An 18,067-nucleotide genomic window follows, 5' to 3' on the forward strand; every position below is an offset into this window, starting at 1 on the left:
CGCCGCACGCCGGCACGACGTCCAGGCACAAGCTGCAAGCGCCAAAAAAAAAACGGGAGCCAAGGCTCCCGTTTGTCATGGTGAGATACAGGCTCAGGCCTTGCTCTCGGCCTTCTGACGCAGACGCAGGTTCAGTTCGCGCAGCTGCTTCTCGTCCACCGCGCCCGGCGCGTTGGTCAGGAGACACTGCGCGCGCTGGGTCTTCGGGAAGGCGATCACGTCGCGGATCGACTCGGCGCCGGCCATCAGCGTGACCAGACGGTCCAGACCGAACGCCAGGCCGCCGTGCGGCGGAGCACCAAACTTCAGGTTGTCGAGCAGGAAGCCGAACTTGTTCTGCTGTTCTTCCGGCGTGATCTTCAGGGCGGCGAACACCTTTTCCTGTATCTCGGCGCGGTGGATACGCACCGAACCACCACCGATTTCCCAGCCGTTCAGCACCATGTCGTAGGCACGCGCCAGGCACGCGCCCGGGTTGCTGTCCATCAGGTCCTCGTGGCCCGGTTTCGGGCTGGTGAACGGATGGTGGCAGGCGGTCCAGCGGTCGTCGTCCTCGTCATACTCGAACATCGGGAAGTCGACCACCCACAGCGGACGCCATTCCTTGACGAAGTAGCCACCCGCCAGGCCACGCTCGTGGCCGATCTTGATGCGCAGCGCGCCGATCGCCTCGTTCACCACCTTGGCCTTGTCGGCGCCGAAGAAGATGATGTCGCCATTGTCGGCAGCGGTACGCGCCATGATCTCGTTCAGCGCGTTCACCGACAGGAACTTCACGATCGGCGACTGCAGGCCGCTGTTCTCGTCGTTGCTGATCTTGCTCTTGTCGTTGACCTTGATGTAGGCCAGGCCCTTGGCGCCGTAGATGCCGACGAACTGGGTGTAGTCGTCGATCTCCTTGCGGGAGAGCGCCGCGCCACCCGGCACGCGCAGGGCCACGACACGGCCGTTAGGCAGGTCGGCAGCACCGCGGAACACCTTGAATTCCTCGGTCTTCATCAGGTCGGTGAGTTCGGTGAACTGCAGGCTGACGCGCAGGTCCGGCTTGTCGGAGCCGTAGTAGTGCATGGCGTCGGCGTAGCTCATGCGCGGGAAGTCGCCCAGTTCCACGTCCATCACGTCGCGGAAGATCTGGCGCGCCATGTCTTCGGTGATGTCCATGATCTGGTCCTCGTCCAGGAACGAGGTCTCCAGGTCGATCTGGGTGAATTCGGGCTGACGGTCGGCACGCAGGTCTTCGTCGCGGAAGCACTTGGTGATCTGGTAGTAGCGGTCGAAGCCGGCCACCATCAACAGCTGCTTGAACAGCTGCGGCGACTGCGGCAGCGCGAAGAATTCGCCCGGGTGCACGCGGGACGGCACCAGGTAGTCGCGCGCGCCTTCCGGCGTGGAGCGGGTCAGCATCGGGGTTTCGATGTCGATGAACCCCTGCTGGTCGAGGTACTGGCGCACGCCCATCGCCACGCGGTAGCGCAGGCGCAGGTTCTTCTGCATCGCCGGGCGACGCAGGTCGATCACGCGGTGGGTCAGACGCACGTTTTCCGACAGGTTCTCGTCGTCGATCTGGAACGGCGGGGTGGCGGCCGTGTTCAGTATCTCGATGTCCTTGGCCAGGATCTCGATCTCGCCGGAAACCAGGTGGGCGTTGGCGGTGCCGGCCGGACGCTCGCGCACGATGCCGGAGATCGACAGCACGAATTCGTTGCGCGCGCTGTCGGCGGTCTTGAACGCTTCCGGGGTATCCGGATCGATCACCACCTGCACCAGACCCTCACGGTCGCGCAGGTCGATGAAAATCACGCCGCCGTGGTCGCGACGACGATGCACCCAGCCCTTCACCGTCACGGTCTGGCCGAGATAGGCCTTGTCAATCAGCCCGCAGTAATTGGTTCGCATAATATCCTGAATTGAATCGTAAAAATTCGGTATCAAGGCCCAGAGTCTATTTCAGTAGGCGAGCGAGCCAAAGCAGCTTGAGTGCCACCAGCGCTCAGGAACCGGAATGTACACGCAGTACATGAGGATTCCTGATCGCTGAGCGAATCACTGTGTGCAAATCTTTGCCTTGCTCAGCGATGGATTCGCACGCAGTACTGCTGGCGCTCAAGATGCACAGGCGCAGCCGCCTAATGAGATGGGCTCTTATTCGTCCTTGCCTGGGGGCGCAACCACCCCCATGGAAATCACATACTTCAGCGCGGCGTCCACACTCATCTCGAGCTCGCGCGTGTCCTTCTTCGGCACCATGATGAAATAGCCCGAAGTCGGGTTGGGCGTGGTCGGCACGTACACGCTGACGTATTCCTCACCGTCCAGGTGCGAAGCCACGTCGGCGGCCGGGGTGCCGGTCTGGAACGCCACGGTCCAGGAGCCCTGGTGCGGAAACTGCACCAGCAGGGCCTGACGGAAAGCCTGACCGGAATCCGACAGCAGCGTGTCGCTGACCTGCTTGACGCTGCTGTAGATCGACTTCACCACCGGGGTGCGCGAAATCAGTGCATCCCAGAAGCTGAACAGGCGCTGACCCAGCACGTTGGCGGCGAGCATGCCCGTGCCGAGCAGGATCAACACCGACAGCAGCACGCCCAGGCCCGGTATGTGAAACCCGATCAGGGCTTCCGGACGCCAGTGCTCCGGCAATAGGGTCAGGGTCTGGTCCAGCGTGCCGACGATCAGGTTTAGCACCCACAGCGTCACCGCCACCGGAAGCCAGATCAGCAGGCCCGTAACCAGGTGCCCCTTGAAATTAAGCTGCAGACGCGGCATCAACTGCAGCTACCACAGCCGCCGGTACCGCAGCTGTGGCCGCCGGCCGGCGCCGAGGAACTGCCGTTCTTGAAATCGGTGGCGTACCAGCCCGAACCCTTGAGCTGGAACCCGGCCGCCGTCAGTTGCTTGCGGTAGTCTGGGCTGCCGCACTCGGGGCAGGCGGCAATCGGCGCATCGCTCATTTTCTGCAGGTGTTCTTTGGCAACCCCACAGGCATCGCAACGGTATGCATAAATCGGCATGTTTCTCTCCTTCACCTGCCATTGACAATGGCATAGACGGCATGTTTCTTGCTACAGTGAACGCTTGCCAGTACTGGCTTCCGCTCAGATGGGGACATTCCCTCCGCAACGCAAGCAGCTGTTCACAAACGGGTGATTATATCTGACTGCCAGTGCAACACAAAAATACTGTTTCGTCACACCACCGCAATCCCACACGGCGAAGCTGTGGTCTGAACGCGTCAGTAGGAAAAAGGGAAGCTCATGAAAAACATCCAGTCACCGCTCGCCGGCAAGAAAGGCCTGATCATCGGCATCGCCAACGAGCACAGCATCGCCTACGGCTGCGCCAAAGTTCTCAAGGCGCAGGGAGCGGAGTGTGCCGTCACCTACCTCAACGAAAAGGCCGAAAAGTACGTGCGCCCGCTGGCGGACACGCTGGCATCCCCCCTGGTGCTGCCGCTCGACGTGGAACAGCCGGGCCAGCTCGCCGCAGTGTTCGACGCCATCGGCCAGCAGTGGGGCGAACTGGACTTCGTCATCCACTCCATCGCCTTCTGCCCGATGCAGGATCTGCACGGGCGCGTCACCGACGTGTCGCTGGCCGGTTTCCAGCAGGCGATGCAGGTATCGTGCTATTCCTTCATCGAAACCGCGCGCCTGGCCGAGCCGCTGATGAAACACGGCGGCACGCTGATCACCATGAGCTATTACGGCGCCGACAAAGTGGTGCAGAACTACAATATCATGGGACCGGTCAAGGCGGCGCTGGAGAGCGTCACGCGCTATCTGGCGCACGAACTGGGCAGCCAGGGCATCCGCGTGCACGCGGTGTCGCCGGGGCCGCTGAAGACCCGCGCCGCCTCCGGCATCGCCCATTTCGACCAGCTGATCGACGACGCCATCGCGCGCGCGCCGCAGAACCGCCTAGTGGACATCGAGGACGTCGGCCAGACCTGCGCCTTCCTGATTTCGGACGCGGCGCGTTCGCTGACCGGCGACACCTTCTATGTCGACGGCGGCTCCCACATCATGGCCTGAGAGAGACACCGAGCATGACGCATGACGATCAAGCTTTCGACGATATCCTGCAACAGGCCGAGCAGCTCGGGCCGCTGCCGATGGCGGTGGCGCATCCGTGCAGCCGCGAGGCGCTCATGGGCGCGGTGGAGAGCGCCGACCACGGCATCGCCCGGCCGATCCTGATCGCGCCGCAGGCCAAGCTGAAGAAACTGGCCGAGGAACTCGGCGTCGACCTCACCCGCTTCGAGACCATCGACGTGCCGCACAGCCACGCCGCCGCGGAGCAGGCGGTGGCGCTGGTGCGCGACGGCTACGCCGACATCCTGATGAAGGGCAGCCTGCACACCGACGAATTCATGACCGAGGTCACGGCGCGCAGCAGCGGCATCCGCACCGAGCGCCGCATCAGCCACGTGTTCATCATGAAGGTGGAGAGCTACCCGCGCTACCTGTTCATCACCGACGCGGCGATCAACATCGAGCCCGACCTCACCGCCAAGCGCGACATCTGCCAGAACGCCATCGACCTGTGCCATGCCTTGGGCATCGCCTGCCCCAAGGTGGCGATCCTGGCGGCGGTGGAGACCATCAACCCGGAGATGCGCTCCACCATCGACGCCGCCGCGCTGTGCAAGATGGCCGACCGCGGCCAGATCACCGGCGCCATCCTGGACGGCCCGCTCGCCTTCGACAACGCCATCTCGCGCGAGGCGGCGGCGACCAAGGGCATCGTCTCGCCGGTGGCGGGCGACCCGGACATCCTGCTGGTGCCCGACCTGGAATCCGGCAACATGCTGGCCAAGCAGCTGTCCTACCTCGCTGCCGCCGCCTCCGCCGGGATCGTGATGGGCGCGCGCGTGCCGATCGTGCTGACCAGCCGCGCCGACGACTCCAACGGCCGGCTCGCCTCCACCGCGGTGGCAAACCTGCTGGCGCACGGCAAACAAAGGCGGGAGCCGCTGGCATGAAGAAAGTGCACCTGGCGATCAACGCCGGCTCGGCCACGCTGAAGTTCCGCGCCTACAGCGCCGACGGCCACGGCCTGTTGGTCAAGGGGCTGGTGGAGCACTTCGGCCAGGACGGCGGGCGCTTGACGCTGACCGACGGCAAGGGGCTGCCGCTGCTGCAACAGGAGCTGGCCGGCAACGGCCGCGACCTGGCGGTGGCGGCGGTGATCAACGCCCTGGCCGACCGCCAGATGACGGTCGCGGCGGTAGTGCACCGCGTGGTGCACGGCGGCAACCGCTTCAGCGAACCGGTCCGGCTCACGCCGCAGGTGCGCGCCGGACTGGAGGAGTTCGTCGCGCTCGCCCCGCTGCACCAGCCGGTGAGCCTGGCGGTGATCGACGCCTTCACCGCACTGGACGAGCGGCTGCTGCAGATCGCCTGCTTCGACACCGCCTTCCACACCAGCCAGCCGGAGGTGGCGACGCGTTTCGGCATCGCCCGCCACTGGCATGCCGAAGGGGTGCGGCGCTACGGTTTTCACGGCCTCTCCTACGCCGCCATCGCGCGCCGCCTGCCCGAACTGGGGTTGGCCGAAGCCAAGGTGGTGGTGTGCCACCTGGGCAGCGGCGCCAGCGCCTGCGCCATGGTGCAGGGGCGCAGCGTCGCCAGCAGCATGGGCTTTTCCGCGGTGGACGGCCTGCTGATGGGCACCCGCCCCGGCGCCCTCGACCCCGAAGTGCTGCTGTACTGGATAGAGCACGAGGGCATGGGGGTGGCCGAGGTGCGGCGCGAGCTCTACAAGAACTCGGGCCTGCTGGGGGTATCGGGCCTGTCGGCGGACATGCGCGAGCTGCTCGCCAGCCACGTGCCGGCGGCGCGCGAGGCGGTCGAACTGTTCTGCTACCGCGTGGTCCGGGAAATCGGCGCGCTGGCGGCGGCGATGAAGGGGCTGGACGCGGTGATTTTCACCGCTGGCATCGGCGAGCGCTCGCCGGAAATCCGCGCCCGCGTCGTCAAGCAGCTGGCCTGGCTCGGCTTCGAACTGGATCTTTCGGCCAACCTGGCGCAAGCACGCCGCCTGACGACGTCGGCCAGCCCGCGCAGCGCCTGGATGATTCCCACCGACGAGGAAGGCGAAATGCTGCGCAGCGCCGCCCTGCTGTTGGGTTGAGCGCCGCCGTCAGCCCTGCGCCCAGTCGTTGAGCATCAGGCCGAAGCCGATGCCCTGGTTGCGATGGTTGTAGTCGATCAGGCTCTCGCCGTAGCCATTGAAGTACTGCAGGTAGCCGCGCAGGCGGCCGGCCAGCGGGAAGGTCCAGCCCAGTTGCAACGCCCCCTTGCCGGACGACGGGTTGTAGCGCGCCAGCGCCGCCAGGGTATGGTCGTTCCAGCGATACTGGGCCTGCAGGTCGCCATAGCCGTAGTAGCGCAGGATGTCGGGGTTGTCGTCGCTCTCTACCGGCTCCGGCAGCCGCTGCCACGCGCGCGCCGTCAGCGTCAGCGGACCGCGCTCCATGCCGAGCAGTCCGTACACCCGGTTCCAGCTGCGCGACAGCGGGTCGCTCTGGCCGTTGGACTGATGCACAAAGCCGGCGCCCAACAGCCGTACCCGCCAGCCCAGCACGGACCAATCGACCGGCAGGCTGGCCATGACTTCAGGCTCGTAATCGGTTTCGCGAAACGGCGACGACTGCGGCTTGTTGTAGAGCTGCCAGTGCGACTGCTGGGTATAGCCGAACCACAGGTCGGCCGGCGTGCCCAGCACGTTCTGCCAGACCTTGCTCTTGAACGAGAGCTGGAACTTGACTTCGGTGTGGTCGAGATCCTGCGCAGTGGTGCCGTGTGTCGGCGTGGACGGGGCCGTGTTGGGAGCGACCTGGTACCAGCCGGGCAGGAAATACGAGGGCCGGTGGCCGCGCAGCAGGAAGGTACGGTGCGGAGCATCCTGATCCAGATCCCACAGCTTGGCCAGCGCCGTACTCTCCGGCACCGGCTCGGCACGCTCTTCCGCTGCAGGAGGAATGGCAGCAGGCGCGGGCATTGCTTCGGTGGTGTTTACGGCAGGCTCCGCCAAGGCCGGAGCGGTGGCAAGGGCGGTGGCAGGCGGCCGGGCCGCCGTGGCGGCAGCGTCGAAACAGGCGAGCCGTGCCTCGGCCGCGGGCAAGGCGGCGCATCGGCCCAGCGCCTCCCCGGCGCTCTCGGCATGGCTCATCAGCGGCAGCAGGAGCGGCAAACCCGGCAGCCAGCGCAGAATGGACATGGGCGTCATCGGCAAAAAAAGAAGGTATGACCCCCTGCCGGCGCCGACGGTTCCAAAAAAACAAAAGGCCCCGCGATGCGGGGCCTTTGCATATTCGCTGTCCTTGCGGACGGATCAGGCAGCCATGGCCTTGATCTGGGCGGACAGACGGCTCTTGTGACGAGCAGCCTTGTTCTTGTGGAACACGCCCTTGTCGGCAATGCGGTCGATCACTTTAACGGAAGCCTGGAACACGTCTTTGGCAGCAGCCTTGTCACCGGCTTCAACAGCCTTGATCACTTTCTTCACTGCGGTACGGAACGCAGTACGCAGGCTGGCGTTATGCGCGCGCTGCTTGAGAGCCTGGCGTGCACGCTTGCGAGCTTGTGCGCTATTAGCCATGAAACTTTCTCCTGATGAGCGGAATCTGAAACCCGCGATTCTAAGCCCTATACTCTGGTTTTGCAACAGCAATCCGTCCCGCGTAAACTAGCCGGCTTGCAAATCCTCCCAACCGGTTTTTCCGCCCAATGAACCTTCTCAAGGCTCTTGCCACCGTCAGCAGCATGACCATGGTGTCGCGCGTGCTGGGTTTCATCCGCGACGCCATCATTGCCCGCGTCTTTGGCGCCGGACTCGCCACCGACGCCTTCTTCGTGGCGTTCAAGCTCCCCAACCTGCTGCGCCGGGTGTTTGCCGAGGGGGCGTTTTCCCAGGCTTTCGTGCCGGTGCTGGCGGAATACAAGCAGCAACGGGGCGAGGACGAGACGCGGCACTTTCTCGCCGCGGTGTCCGGCATGCTGGCGCTGGTGCTGCTGGCGGTCACCGTGCTCGGCATGCTGGCCGCGCCGTGGATCATCTGGATCTCGGCACCCGGTTTCGCCAACGATACCGGCAAGTTCGACCTGACCGTCCAGCTGTTGCGCATCACCTTCCCTTATATCCTGTTCATTTCGCTGTCGTCGTTGGCGGGCAGCGTGCTCAACACCTGGAACCGCTTCTCGGTGCCGGCGTTCACGCCGACCTTCCTGAACATTTCGTTCATCCTGTGCGCCCTGCTGCTGGCGCCCTACTTCCACCCGCCGGTGCTGGTGCTGGCGTGGGCGGTGTTCATCGGCGGCATCCTGCAGCTGGCCTACCAGCTGCCCTACCTGAAGCAGGTTGGCATGCTGCCGTGGCCGCGCCTGGCGCTGAAGGACGCGGCGGTGTGGCGCATCATCCGGCAGATGGGACCGGCGATTTTCGGGGTGTCGATCGCGCAGATCTCGCTGGTGATCAACACCATCTTCGCCTCGTTTCTGGCCTCCGGCAGCGTGTCGTGGATGTACTACGCCGACCGCCTGATGGAGTTCCCCACCGGCGTTTTGGGCGTGGCGCTCGGCACCATCCTGCTGCCGTCGCTGTCCAAGCACGCCGCCAGCCGCGCCAACGACGAGTATTCCAAACTGCTGGACTGGGGCATGCGCCTGTCGCTGCTCTTGGCGGTGCCGGCCACGGTCGGCCTGGCGGTGCTGTCCCAGCCCCTGATCGCGACGCTGTTCATGTACGGCAAGTTCTCGGCGCACGACGCGCTGATGACGCAGCGCGCCCTGATCGCCTACGCCATCGGCCTGTTGGGTCTGATCCTGGTGAAGGTGCTGGCGCCGGGCTTCTACGCGCGCCAAAACATCAAGACGCCGGTGAAGATCGCCATCGTCACCCTGTTGCTGACCCAACTGATGAACCTGGCCTTCGTGTTTCCGCTCAAACACGCGGGGCTGGCGCTGTCGATCGGGCTGGGCGCCTGCCTCAACGCCGGGCTGCTGCTCTACCTGCTGATCAAGCAGGGGGTGTATGAACCGCAGCCGGGCTGGCGCTCCTTCCTGCTGCGCCTGGGCGTGGCGGTGGGCGGCATGGCGGCGCTGCTGGTGGCGGCGCTGTGGCTGCCGATCAACTGGCACGGCCACTCGTGGCAGCGCGTGGGCTGGCTGTCGGCCATCATCATGGCCGGGGTGGCGATGTATTTCGGCCTGCTGTTCGCGCAGGGTTTCCGACCCAGCGATTTCATGCGCCGCGAACACTGAGCAACGGGACAGGGCCGGCCTTGGCCCTGTCCGGAATAAGGAAAGTAACGAGACGATGGCGAGCAACACCAAGACCCCCGAACAGTCGCCGCTCGGCAAGACCGTGCAGTACCAGGACCAGTACGCACCGGAGCTGCTGTTCCCGATCCCGCGCCAGCAAAAGCGCGACGAGATCGGCGTGGACGGCTCGGCGCTGCCGTTTGCCGGCGTCGACATCTGGACCGGCTACGAGCTGTCGTGGCTCAACGCCCGCGGCAAGCCGCAGGTGGCGATCGCCACCTTCCGCATCCCGGCCAACACCCCGAACCTGATCGAGTCGAAGTCGTTCAAGCTCTACCTGAACAGCTACAACCAGACCCGGCTCGACAGCATGGCGCGATTGCAGGCCCAACTCGCGCTGGACTTGTCGCGCGCGGCCGGTGGCCCGGTCGCCGTCAGCCTGACGAGCCCGCAGGATTTTGCGCGGGAACGGATCGACGAGCTGGCCGGCGAGTACATCGACGACCTCGACATCGAGGTCAGCGACTATCACCCCGATCCGGCACGGCTTTCGGCCGATCTGTCGCACATCGTCAGCGAGACGCTGTGCTCCAACCTGCTGAAGTCGAACTGCCTGGTGACCGGCCAGCCTGACTGGGGCAGCGTGCAGATCCATTACATCGGACCGCGCATCGAGCGCGAGAGCCTGTTGCGCTACCTGATCGGCTTCCGCCAGCACAACGAGTTCCACGAGCAGTGCGTGGAGCGCATCTTCACCGACGTGCTGCGCGCCTGCCAGCCGCAGCAACTCACCGTGTACGCGCGCTATACCCGGCGCGGCGGCCTCGACATCAATCCCTTCCGCAGCAATGGCGGAGAGCCGGCGCCGGCCAACGTGCGCACCGCGCGCCAGTAAAGGCCCAAGGTTGGCCGAAGCCCTTCGGCCAACCTCGTCACGCAGTCCGCCGCGCCTTGCGGCAGGCCATCAGCACCACCGCCCCCACCTTGAACAGGCCGGCCGCCACCGTCAGCGACAGGTGCGCGGCGATCAGCAGCGGCATCGCCACCTCCGCTTCGCGGAAATAGGCGGTGTAGACCCCGACGCTGAACACCGACAACGACACCAGCATGGTGACCAGGGCAATACGTTCCATTCCTTGTTGCATGATTCGCACCTTTTGCCGACGGCGCTGCACGTGCCAGGTGACAGCACCCTTTTTAAACATGTACTATTGATACATCTTTAGTGGCGGCGCGTCCAGTATCAGAACATGCTGATATAGGTATCGCCGATAAGATGTATTTTTTTGACAACTTATAAGGACTTCACATGCTCAGCAGCCAGCACCGCGAACTCGTCAAAGCCACCGTACCGGTTCTGCGCGAACACGGCGTCGCCCTGACCAGCCATTTCTACCGCCGCATGTTCAGCCACAACCCGGAACTCAAGCACGTGTTCAACCAGGCCAAACAGGAGGCCGGCCAGCAGCAGCAGGCGCTGGCGCTGGCGGTACTGGGCTACGCCGAACACATCGACGATCCTTCGGTCCTGGCGCCGGTGGTAATGCGCATCGCCCACAAGCACGTCGGCCTGGGCATCCGTGCCGAGCATTACCCGATCGTCGGCCATCATCTGCTGTCCTCGATCAGCGAAGTGCTGGGCGAAGCCGCCAGCGACGAGTTGCTGGAAGCCTGGCGCCTGGCCTACGGCCAGCTCGCCGACCTGCTGATCGCGGCGGAGCAGCAGCTCTACACCGACGGCGCGCTGAGCCGCGGCGGCTGGTCCGGCGTACGCAGCTTCACCGTCACCCGCAAGGTGGCGGAAAGCAGCGAGATCACCTCGTTCTACCTCTCCCCGTCCGACAAGGGCGCGGTACCCGGCTTCCGTCCCGGCCAGTACATCACGCTGAAGCGTTTCGTGCCGGAACTGGGGCTGCTGCAGCCGCGCCAGTACAGCCTGTCGGACGCACCAGGCCAGGATTACCTGCGCATCTCGGTCAAGCGCGAGCCCGGCAACGGCAGCACCCCGGCCGGACGCATCTCCAACCTGCTGCACGACACCGTGCACGAAGGCGACCAGCTCGAACTGGCCCCGCCGGGTGGCGACTTCTTCCTGCACGAAGAACGCAGCACCCCGGTCGTGCTGATCAGCGGCGGGGTTGGCGTGACGCCGATGATCGCCATGCTCAACCATCTGGTGCTGACGCGAAGCCCGCGCCGCGTCGCCTTCGTCCACGGCTGTCGCAACGGTGCGGTGCACGCCATGAAGCGCCACGTCAACCAGCTGGCGGCGGAATGCGACAACGTCAGCAAGGTGGTGTTCTACGAAGAAGTGGGTGCCGAAGACCGCCTGGGCGAAGACTATGACCAGCAAGGCCGCGTCGACCTGGGCGCCGTGCGCGAGCAGGTGCTGCTGCCGGATGCCGACTACTACCTGTGCGGCCCCTTGGCGTTCATGCTGGCGCAGCGCGACTGGCTGCTGGCGGCCGGGGTGGACGGCGGGCGCATCCACTACGAAGTGTTCGGCTCGCATACCATAGCCGGCTGATTGTGCCGCGCGGGTGGGAGGGGTATCCTGCCCGCATCACTCGAGACAGAACGAATCATGCAGTTGACCCGCTTCACCGACCTCGGCCTCAGGGTATTGATGTACCTGACCCACCGCGAACGCGACACCCCGGTCACCATCCCGGAAATCGCCGAGCGCTTCGCCGTGTCGCGCAACCACCTGGTCAAGGTGGTGCACTTCATGGCACAGCAGGGCTGGCTGGTCACCACCCGAGGCAAGGGCGGCGGGCTGGCGCTGGCGCGCCCGGCCGATCACTACCGGCTGGGCGACGTCATCCGCACTCTGGAAGGCATGAGTGACCTGATCGACTGCGCCGAGCCGCCCTGTGCGCTGCGCAGCGGCTGCCAGCTCAAGTCGGCGCTGGACGTCGGCCTCACCGCCTTCTTCGAGGCGCTCAACCGCTTCACGCTGGCCTCCGCCGTCGCCGCGCCGACCGGCGAGGCCATCGTCCGCCTGCACCGCAGGCCCCGTCCGCTGGAGCCGGGCACCGTCTCCTAACGCCCTCCGCCGCCCTATCCGGTGGTTCGACGCTGGCACGGCGCCGCTCCGCGCGACACCGCACCGGACACCGCTCTCCCCGCCCTGCATCGGCCGCTCCGGCCCTGTGCGCTCCCCGCCACCGGGCCGCGGCGATCGCCCGGGACGGACTGGCCACGTCTGCCGCCGTACTTTGCCCTGCCGGCATCCCCCACATATCGCCCCCTCTGCGGAACATGGCCGGAAGTTTGCTTGCCTAAACCGGGTCGGCGCCATGCTATGACCACCCAGTCCCGCCTGAGTGGCCCCGCCACCTCTCACCCAGCGTTGCAGATTCCCCGGCAACACATCCCCGCAACAGAACGGCTCTAGCCTGTAGCAGGCTGGCTTCTTCGAGAAAGGGAACACCCATGAAGACCACTGAGATCGCCTTGGCCTTGCAAGGCGGCGGCGCGCACGGCGCCTTTACCTGGGGCGTACTGGACAGGCTGCTGGAAACACGCCGCTATCACCCCGCCGCGCTGAGCGGCGCCAGTGCCGGCGCCATGAACGCGGCGCTGCTGGCCTACGGCTGGATGGAGGATGGTTACGACGGCGCGCGCGAGGCGCTGGGACAGTTCTGGCAACGGCTGTCGGCGCTCTACCCCTGGCCGGCGGCGCACGCCCCGCCCGTGGCGCTGCAAGGGCTGCTGCAGCTGTCGCACTTCCTGACCTCGGACCAGCTCAACCCGTTCGACTACAACCCGCTGCGCGAGCTGATCGCCAGCAGCATCGACTTCGCCCGGCTGCGCACCACCCCGATCCAGCTGTTCATCGCCGCGACCCACGTCAACAGCGGACGCCTCAAGCTGTTCCATGCCCACGAGCTGAGCGTGGAGCACCTGCTGGCTTCCGCCTGCCTGCCGCAGCTGCACCACACCGTACACATCGACGGCGAAGCCTACTGGGACGGCGGCCTCACCGCCAACCCGCCGCTGTTTCCGCTGGCCTACCAGGGGCGCGCCCGCGATATCGTGCTGGTGACGCTGGTGCCGCAACAGTGGGAGGAGATGCCTGGGCGTGCCGGCGCGGTCGAGCGCCGCCTCAACGACATCAGCTTCGGCTCGTCGCTGCATACCGAGTTGCAGGGGCTGGCCATCGCCAAGCGCGAAGCCGGCAGAAGTCTGTTCGGCCTGGGCCGCCTGGAGCGACACCTGCGCCAGCTGCGCCTGCACCATATCGATGCGGACGCTACCACCGGCGCGCTCGACAGCCTGAGCAAGCTCACGCCGCATCACGGCCTGGTGCAGCAGTTGTTTGCCGCCGGGCGCGAGCGGGCGCAGGCCTGGCTGCAAGAGCACGGTGCGGAAGTCGGGAGAAAAAGCACGATGCGGCTGTGGCGGCGCATCGGCTGACACGGGGCGACGTCGTCGCGGCGAAAGGGGAGCCTGCGGCACGAGCGCGCCACGACCGCACTGCGGCCGTGGCGGGAAGGGAAAGGATCAGATGGTGCGCGAGTAGCGCGCCTTGGTCTGGCGCTCGCGCAGGTGGCGGTCGAAAGCCATGGCGATGTTGCGGATCAGGAAGCGGCCTTTGGGCTCAACCATCAGGAAGTCGCCGTCGAAAGTGAGCAGGCCCTGCTGCTGGAACTCGCGGATGGCCGGCATCTCGGCGGCAAAGTACTCGGCGAAGTTGATGCCGTGCACCTGCTCGATGGCTTCCACCGACAGCGCGAAGCGGCACATCAGCGCCTGGATGATGGAGCGGCGCAGGATGTCGTCGCCGTCCAGCACCATGCCGCGCAGCACCGGCAGGCGGTTTTCGTCGAGTGCGGCGTAGTAGCTCTCGAGATCCTTCTCGTTCTGGCTGTAACAGGGGCCGACCTTGCCGATCGACGACACGCCGAAGCCGATCATGTCGCAGTCGGCGTGCGTGGAGTAGCCCTGGAAATTGCGCTGCAGCCGGCCCTGGCGCAGCGCCACGGTGAGGTCGTCGTCCGGCTTGGCGAAGTGGTCCATGCCGATGAACACGTAGCCGGCGGCGGACAGCTGTTCCACCGAGTGCTGCAGGATGTCGAGCTTGACCGGCGGCAGCGGCAGGTCGGCCTCGTTGATGCGCCGCTGCGGCATGAATACGGTAGGCAGGTGGGCGTAGTTGTAGAGCGCGATACGGTCCGGCCCCATGGCGATCACCTTGTCGACCGTGGCCGCCACCGACTCCTGGGTCTGCAGCGGCAGGCCGTAGATCAGATCGACGCTCACCGAGCGGAAGCCGGCCTCGCGCGCGGCGTCGATCACCACGCGCGTCTCCTCTTCGCTCTGGATGCGGTTGACCGCCTGCTGCACGCGCGGCTCGAAATCCTGCACCCCGACACTCATCCGGTTGAAGCCCAGGCGCGCCAGATGCAGCACGGTGTCGCGCGTCACCTTGCGCGGATCTATCTCGATGGAATATTCTCCCTCCGCCAAGAATTCGAAGCGGGTCCGGAGTATCCCCATCAGCCGTTCCAGCTGTTCATCCGACAGGAAGGTCGGGGTGCCACCGCCGAAGTGCAGCTGGATCACTTTTTCGCGCTGCCCCAGCACGTCGGCCACCAGGCCGACTTCCTTCTCCAGGTAATCGAGGTAGCGGTCGGCGCGGCTCTTGTCCTTGGTGATGATCTTGTTGCAGCCGCAGTAATAGCACACGGTATTGCAGAACGGCAGATGCACGTAGAGCGAGATCGGACGGCTGTTGGCGCCGATCTTGCGCTGCTGCAGCCAGTGACGGTAGTCCTTGGCGCTGAAGTCGTCGGTGAAGCGGTCTGCGGTCGGGTACGAGGTATAACGCGGGCCGGCGCCGTCGAGACGGGCAATCAGGGCGCGGTCGAACTCGCAACGTGTGGGCGAAAACGGTGGGTGGGTGGTGTTCATGATGTCTCGCGATGGAAAAACCAGTGGTGGACTGGTAAATTTGCGGCAAACCTCCCAGAAACGCTTTGACCGACATCAAGGCCCAACGCTTTGACCAACATCAAGGCTTACTTAACAGAAGCGGACATGCCGCATGACTGACTCGACTGTTGTTCCCCTGCAAGCCCTCAAGGTCTCCTGCTCCAACTGCACGCTGCGCGAATTGTGTCTGCCCCTGGGTCTGAACCGTGAGGAAATGACGCGACTGGATGCGGTGATCCGCCAGAGCCGGCGCCTGAAACGTGGCGAAGCGCTGTTTCGCAACGGCGAGGGCTTCAAGTCACTGTACGCGGTACGCACCGGTTTCTTCAAGACCTGCATCTCCAGCCAGGACGGACGCGAGCAGGTCACCGGCTTTCACATGTCGGGCGAACTGATGGGACTGGACGGGATTTCGGCCAACGTGCACGGCTGCAACGCCGTCGCGCTGGAAGACAGCGAGGTGTGCGAACTGCCGTTCAGCCGCATGCAGAACCTGGCGCTGGAGATTCCCTCGCTGCAACACCACTTCTACCGGCTGATGAGCCGCGAGATCGTGCGCGATCACAACGTGATGATGCTGCTGGGCAATATGAAGGCGGAGGAACGGCTGGCCGCCTTCCTCATCAACCTGTCGCAGCGCCTGACGGTGCGCGGTTTCGCCGCCAACGACTTCATCCTGCGCATGAGCCGCGAGGAGATCGGCAGCTTCCTGGGGCTCAAGCTGGAGACGGTGAGCCGTACCCTGTCCAAGTTCCAGCAGCAGGGCTGGATCGCGGTGGACCACAAGCACATCCAGCTGGAGCAGCCCGAGCAGCTCAAGCAGTTGGTCGCCGGCTGCGCCAACGCCCACCCGACGCCGAACCACTGAGAACCTGTTTACGATCTCGCGAGCTAGAGCGAGACAAGGCAAAAACGGCTGAGGATGCGGAGTTTACACGTAGTAAATGAGCATTCCGAAGTCGTTTTTAACGCCGTATCGCCGAAGCGCAGCAGATCGTAAACAGGTTCTGAGCCCTTCCGCGCCCCCGCGGTCCTAGCGTCCGCGGGCGGCCCACCGGCCAGCGCGGCATCAATGGCGTTCAGCGCCCCCCGCTTCCCGCCTTGCCATTGGCCAGTTCCTGCACCGTGTCGAGCAACTCGGCCAGTCGCGCCGGCGGCGGCCAGTTCGGCGGGCAGACAAAACCGCGCGCCACTTCCTCCCAGTCCCCGCCCCCCAACGGCAAGACCTCGGCCACCAGCTGTGGCGCCTCTGCCGCCGCCAGGTGGCGGCGCAGCGCGTCCTCGTCCAGCGTCTCGGCCTCGTCCACCCGCGCCGGCGCCAGCCAGCGCAAGCGCGGCAGCCACACCCAGCGCGACGCCAGCGAGCGCCGCGGCCACGGCGCCAGCAGCGGGCGCGCCCAGCCGGTGAGGAGGTCGGGAGCCAGCGGCGGCTCGAGCAGCACGGCATGGGGATAGAACAGCCAGCCCGCCAGCCTTGCCGCGGTGCGGCAGCCGACGAAGCCGGGCGGCAACAAGGGTTGCGCCGCCGCGTGGCGCGACAGCGCGAGCTGATCCTGCAGCTTGGCCGCCTTCAGCGCCCAGGCATCGCGCAGGCTGGGGCCGACCAGGGTATGACGACCTTCGCCCAGCATCAGGTAGAACTTGCTGGCGGTCTCGAGGTGCCACGGCTCGCCGTCGATACGCAGCAGGAAGTCGAATTCGCCGACGGTGCGCTGCTGGCCGTTCTGCACCTGCAGATTGGCCGCCACGCACTCGATGTGCGGTGCAAGGTCGAACCAGAACGCCAGCAGGTTTTCGGCGTAGCGGCCGAGACGGGTGGTGGGGCGGGCGGCGAGCCAGGCGACGAGCGGGGCGGGATCATGATCGAGTTCGGCCAACAGCGCCGGGCCGGCGTCGCCCAGCAGGCGCTCGGGCGGGATGTCGGCACCGGTCAGCCACGGCGTTGGCGCGGTCAGCAGGAAGGCCAGATCGCGCACCGCCGGGTGCGCGTAGGGCAGGTAGAAGGTGCTACTGCTGGCGTCGGCCGTCATCGCGATGGGCCACGCGCTGTACCTGCTTGAGGAAGCCGCGCAGGATGTCGATCTCCTCGCGCAGCAGGTGGGCGCGGTTGAACAGCGTGCGCAGCCGGCGCATCAGGCGCTCGCCGTTGCGCCGCTCGTAGTAGCCGATGTCGGCCAGGGTCTGGTCGAGGTGGCCGCAGAAGCCCTCCACCTCGTCGCGCGTCGCGCTCTCCGCTTCGGCGCGCAGGTAGTCGACGTCGACGCCGGTGTGGCTGAACAGCTCGTAGGTCATCACCTGCACCGCCATCGCCAGGTTCAGCGAGAAGTACTCCGGGTTGCCGGGAATGGTCACCAGCCGGTTGCACTGCTCGACCTCGTCGATCGACAGGCCGAAGGTCTCGTTGCCGAACACCAGCGCCACCTGCTCGCCGTCGCGCGCACGCGCCACCAGTTCCGGCGTGGTCTGGCGCGGGGTGGACAGCGGCGTGGTCAGCTCGCGCCGGCGGCTGGTGAGGGCGCAGGCCACGGTGACATCGGACAGCGCCTCGGCCAGGGTGTTCACCACTACCGCGTGCTGCAACAGGTCGACCGCGCCGGAGGCCAGCGTGTCGGCCTCGGGGCTGGGGAAGGTCTTGGGCTCGACCAGGTAGAGCCGCGACAGCCCCATGGTCTTCATCGCCCGCGCGGCCGAGCCGATATTGCCCGGATGGCTCGGTCGCGCCAGCACCACACGAATGTTCTTCAAAAAATCAGGGACTTCGGGTTTCTTCATTGGCCATTTCGCATTAAAATAGACGGCTTATCAAAAGCCCGCCCATGTGCCGGGTTTTTTCGTTCCTTAACCCAGATTGTTTCATGCTACGACTT

Annotated in this window: 18 protein-coding genes; 9 read left to right on the top strand and 9 right to left on the bottom strand. The window is 65.6% G+C overall.

Going from position 1 to position 18,067, the window contains the following annotated elements; translation table 11 throughout:
* Positions 1-93 precede the first annotated feature (93 nt).
* The 3 genes from aspS to FURADRAFT_RS06590 form a co-directional block, all read right to left on the bottom strand.
* Positions 94-1,896: an aspartate--tRNA ligase gene (aspS, locus tag FURADRAFT_RS06580; RefSeq protein ID WP_008953352.1), complete on the bottom strand. Its 1,803-nt coding sequence runs from the start codon at positions 1,894-1,896 to the stop codon at positions 94-96.
* 246 nt (positions 1,897-2,142) lie between these two features.
* Positions 2,143-2,766 (bottom strand): DUF502 domain-containing protein, encoded by a 624-nt coding sequence (locus FURADRAFT_RS06585; RefSeq protein ID WP_008953353.1) that lies wholly within the window; start codon positions 2,764-2,766, stop codon positions 2,143-2,145.
* Positions 2,766-3,011 carry an FmdB family zinc ribbon protein gene (locus FURADRAFT_RS06590; RefSeq protein ID WP_008953354.1) on the bottom strand — a complete coding sequence of 82 codons (246 nt, stop codon included), beginning with the start codon at positions 3,009-3,011 and terminating at the stop codon, positions 2,766-2,768. The genes FURADRAFT_RS06585 and FURADRAFT_RS06590 overlap by 1 nt, the downstream gene beginning before the upstream one ends.
* Before the next feature lie 243 nt (positions 3,012-3,254).
* Here FURADRAFT_RS06590 and fabI point away from each other — a divergent pair, with 243 nt between their 5' ends.
* From fabI to FURADRAFT_RS06605, 3 genes are read left to right on the top strand one after another with little or no spacing between them, the layout of a single operon-like run.
* On the top strand, positions 3,255-4,031 hold the full coding sequence (gene fabI, locus FURADRAFT_RS06595) for an enoyl-ACP reductase FabI (protein WP_008953355.1): 777 nt from the start codon (positions 3,255-3,257) through the stop codon (positions 4,029-4,031).
* Positions 4,032-4,045: 14 nt separating this feature from the next.
* Positions 4,046-4,981, top strand: coding sequence for a phosphate acetyltransferase (locus FURADRAFT_RS06600; protein WP_008953356.1), 936 nt, complete (start codon positions 4,046-4,048; stop codon positions 4,979-4,981).
* Positions 4,978-6,132, top strand: a complete 1,155-nt coding sequence (locus FURADRAFT_RS06605) for an acetate/propionate family kinase (protein WP_008953357.1) — start codon at positions 4,978-4,980, stop codon at positions 6,130-6,132. Before FURADRAFT_RS06600 ends, FURADRAFT_RS06605 begins: the two co-directional genes overlap by 4 nt.
* A 9-nt stretch (positions 6,133-6,141) precedes the next feature.
* On the opposite strand, the gene FURADRAFT_RS06610 is transcribed toward FURADRAFT_RS06605, so the two are convergent.
* The gene (locus tag FURADRAFT_RS06610) at positions 6,142-7,221 is read right to left on the bottom strand and encodes a phospholipase A (RefSeq protein ID WP_008953358.1); all 1,080 of its coding nucleotides are present in this window, start codon (positions 7,219-7,221) and stop codon (positions 6,142-6,144) included.
* Between the two features lie 114 nt (positions 7,222-7,335).
* Complete coding sequence (gene rpsT / locus FURADRAFT_RS06615) at positions 7,336-7,602, bottom strand: 30S ribosomal protein S20 (RefSeq protein WP_008953359.1); 267 nt, start codon at positions 7,600-7,602, stop codon at positions 7,336-7,338.
* A 128-nt stretch (positions 7,603-7,730) separates the two neighbouring features.
* Between rpsT and murJ the strand changes: the two genes are divergently transcribed.
* Both murJ and queF read left to right on the top strand, forming a co-directional pair.
* Positions 7,731-9,263 carry a murein biosynthesis integral membrane protein MurJ gene (gene murJ, locus FURADRAFT_RS06620; RefSeq protein WP_008953360.1) on the top strand — a complete coding sequence of 511 codons (1,533 nt, stop codon included), beginning with the start codon at positions 7,731-7,733 and terminating at the stop codon, positions 9,261-9,263.
* A 55-nt stretch (positions 9,264-9,318) separates the two neighbouring features.
* Positions 9,319-10,158 (top strand): NADPH-dependent 7-cyano-7-deazaguanine reductase QueF, encoded by an 840-nt coding sequence (gene queF / locus FURADRAFT_RS06625; protein WP_008953361.1) that lies wholly within the window; start codon positions 9,319-9,321, stop codon positions 10,156-10,158.
* A 37-nt stretch (positions 10,159-10,195) separates the two neighbouring features.
* Here queF and FURADRAFT_RS06630 read toward each other — a convergent pair whose 3' ends face one another.
* Positions 10,196-10,408, bottom strand: a complete 213-nt coding sequence (locus tag FURADRAFT_RS06630) for a hypothetical protein (RefSeq protein WP_008953362.1) — start codon at positions 10,406-10,408, stop codon at positions 10,196-10,198.
* 164 nt (positions 10,409-10,572) lie between these two features.
* Here FURADRAFT_RS06630 and hmpA point away from each other — a divergent pair, with 164 nt between their 5' ends.
* The 3 genes from hmpA (at position 10,573) to FURADRAFT_RS06645 (ending at position 13,682) form a co-directional block, all read left to right on the top strand.
* Positions 10,573-11,790 carry an NO-inducible flavohemoprotein gene (hmpA, locus tag FURADRAFT_RS06635; RefSeq protein ID WP_008953363.1) on the top strand — a complete coding sequence of 406 codons (1,218 nt, stop codon included), beginning with the start codon at positions 10,573-10,575 and terminating at the stop codon, positions 11,788-11,790.
* 57 nt (positions 11,791-11,847) lie between these two features.
* On the top strand, positions 11,848-12,309 hold the full coding sequence (locus tag FURADRAFT_RS06640; RefSeq protein ID WP_008953364.1) for an RrF2 family transcriptional regulator: 462 nt from the start codon (positions 11,848-11,850) through the stop codon (positions 12,307-12,309).
* A 389-nt stretch (positions 12,310-12,698) separates the two neighbouring features.
* Positions 12,699-13,682 carry a patatin-like phospholipase family protein gene (locus tag FURADRAFT_RS06645; RefSeq protein WP_008953365.1) on the top strand — a complete coding sequence of 328 codons (984 nt, stop codon included), beginning with the start codon at positions 12,699-12,701 and terminating at the stop codon, positions 13,680-13,682.
* 87 nt (positions 13,683-13,769) lie between these two features.
* Here the strand turns inward: FURADRAFT_RS06645 and hemN are convergent, their stop codons facing one another.
* Positions 13,770-15,179, bottom strand: a complete 1,410-nt coding sequence (gene hemN, locus FURADRAFT_RS06650; protein WP_008953366.1) for an oxygen-independent coproporphyrinogen III oxidase — start codon at positions 15,177-15,179, stop codon at positions 13,770-13,772.
* 133 nt (positions 15,180-15,312) lie between these two features.
* Between hemN and fnr the strand changes: the two genes are divergently transcribed.
* Complete coding sequence (gene fnr / locus FURADRAFT_RS06655; protein WP_008953367.1) at positions 15,313-16,068, top strand: fumarate/nitrate reduction transcriptional regulator Fnr; 756 nt, start codon at positions 15,313-15,315, stop codon at positions 16,066-16,068.
* 211 nt (positions 16,069-16,279) lie between these two features.
* Here the strand turns inward: fnr and FURADRAFT_RS06660 are convergent, their stop codons facing one another.
* Positions 16,280-17,230 (bottom strand): DUF1853 family protein, encoded by a 951-nt coding sequence (locus FURADRAFT_RS06660; protein ID WP_008953368.1) that lies wholly within the window; start codon positions 17,228-17,230, stop codon positions 16,280-16,282.
* Complete coding sequence (locus tag FURADRAFT_RS06665) at positions 17,208-17,972, bottom strand: RNA methyltransferase (RefSeq protein WP_008953369.1); 765 nt, start codon at positions 17,970-17,972, stop codon at positions 17,208-17,210. Before FURADRAFT_RS06665 ends, FURADRAFT_RS06660 begins: the two co-directional genes overlap by 23 nt.
* Positions 17,973-18,067 lie beyond the last annotated feature (95 nt).

Origin of the sequence: Pseudogulbenkiania ferrooxidans 2002 (genome assembly GCF_000174355.1) — a bacterium.
GTDB classification, from domain to species: Bacteria; Pseudomonadota; Gammaproteobacteria; order Burkholderiales; family Chromobacteriaceae; genus Pseudogulbenkiania; species Pseudogulbenkiania ferrooxidans.

Coding starts and splice junctions, on each gene's coding strand:
- fabI (WP_008953355.1), top strand. CDS start 3,255: ATGAAAAACATCCAGTCACCGCTCGCCGGCAAGAAAGGCCTGATCATC.
- hemN (WP_008953366.1), bottom strand. CDS start 15,179: ATGAACACCACCCACCCACCGTTTTCGCCCACACGTTGCGAGTTCGAC.
- FURADRAFT_RS06585 (WP_008953353.1), bottom strand. CDS start 2,766: ATGCCGCGTCTGCAGCTTAATTTCAAGGGGCACCTGGTTACGGGCCTG.
- murJ (WP_008953360.1), top strand. CDS start 7,731: ATGAACCTTCTCAAGGCTCTTGCCACCGTCAGCAGCATGACCATGGTG.
- rpsT (WP_008953359.1), bottom strand. CDS start 7,602: ATGGCTAATAGCGCACAAGCTCGCAAGCGTGCACGCCAGGCTCTCAAG.
- aspS (WP_008953352.1), bottom strand. CDS start 1,896: ATGCGAACCAATTACTGCGGGCTGATTGACAAGGCCTATCTCGGCCAG.
- queF (WP_008953361.1), top strand. CDS start 9,319: ATGGCGAGCAACACCAAGACCCCCGAACAGTCGCCGCTCGGCAAGACC.
- FURADRAFT_RS06610 (WP_008953358.1), bottom strand. CDS start 7,221: ATGTCCATTCTGCGCTGGCTGCCGGGTTTGCCGCTCCTGCTGCCGCTG.
- fnr (WP_008953367.1), top strand. CDS start 15,313: ATGACTGACTCGACTGTTGTTCCCCTGCAAGCCCTCAAGGTCTCCTGC.
- FURADRAFT_RS06660 (WP_008953368.1), bottom strand. CDS start 17,230: ATGACGGCCGACGCCAGCAGTAGCACCTTCTACCTGCCCTACGCGCAC.
- FURADRAFT_RS06600 (WP_008953356.1), top strand. CDS start 4,046: ATGACGCATGACGATCAAGCTTTCGACGATATCCTGCAACAGGCCGAG.
- FURADRAFT_RS06605 (WP_008953357.1), top strand. CDS start 4,978: ATGAAGAAAGTGCACCTGGCGATCAACGCCGGCTCGGCCACGCTGAAG.
- FURADRAFT_RS06645 (WP_008953365.1), top strand. CDS start 12,699: ATGAAGACCACTGAGATCGCCTTGGCCTTGCAAGGCGGCGGCGCGCAC.
- FURADRAFT_RS06630 (WP_008953362.1), bottom strand. CDS start 10,408: ATGCAACAAGGAATGGAACGTATTGCCCTGGTCACCATGCTGGTGTCG.
- FURADRAFT_RS06640 (WP_008953364.1), top strand. CDS start 11,848: ATGCAGTTGACCCGCTTCACCGACCTCGGCCTCAGGGTATTGATGTAC.
- hmpA (WP_008953363.1), top strand. CDS start 10,573: ATGCTCAGCAGCCAGCACCGCGAACTCGTCAAAGCCACCGTACCGGTT.
- FURADRAFT_RS06590 (WP_008953354.1), bottom strand. CDS start 3,011: ATGCCGATTTATGCATACCGTTGCGATGCCTGTGGGGTTGCCAAAGAA.
- FURADRAFT_RS06665 (WP_008953369.1), bottom strand. CDS start 17,972: ATGAAGAAACCCGAAGTCCCTGATTTTTTGAAGAACATTCGTGTGGTG.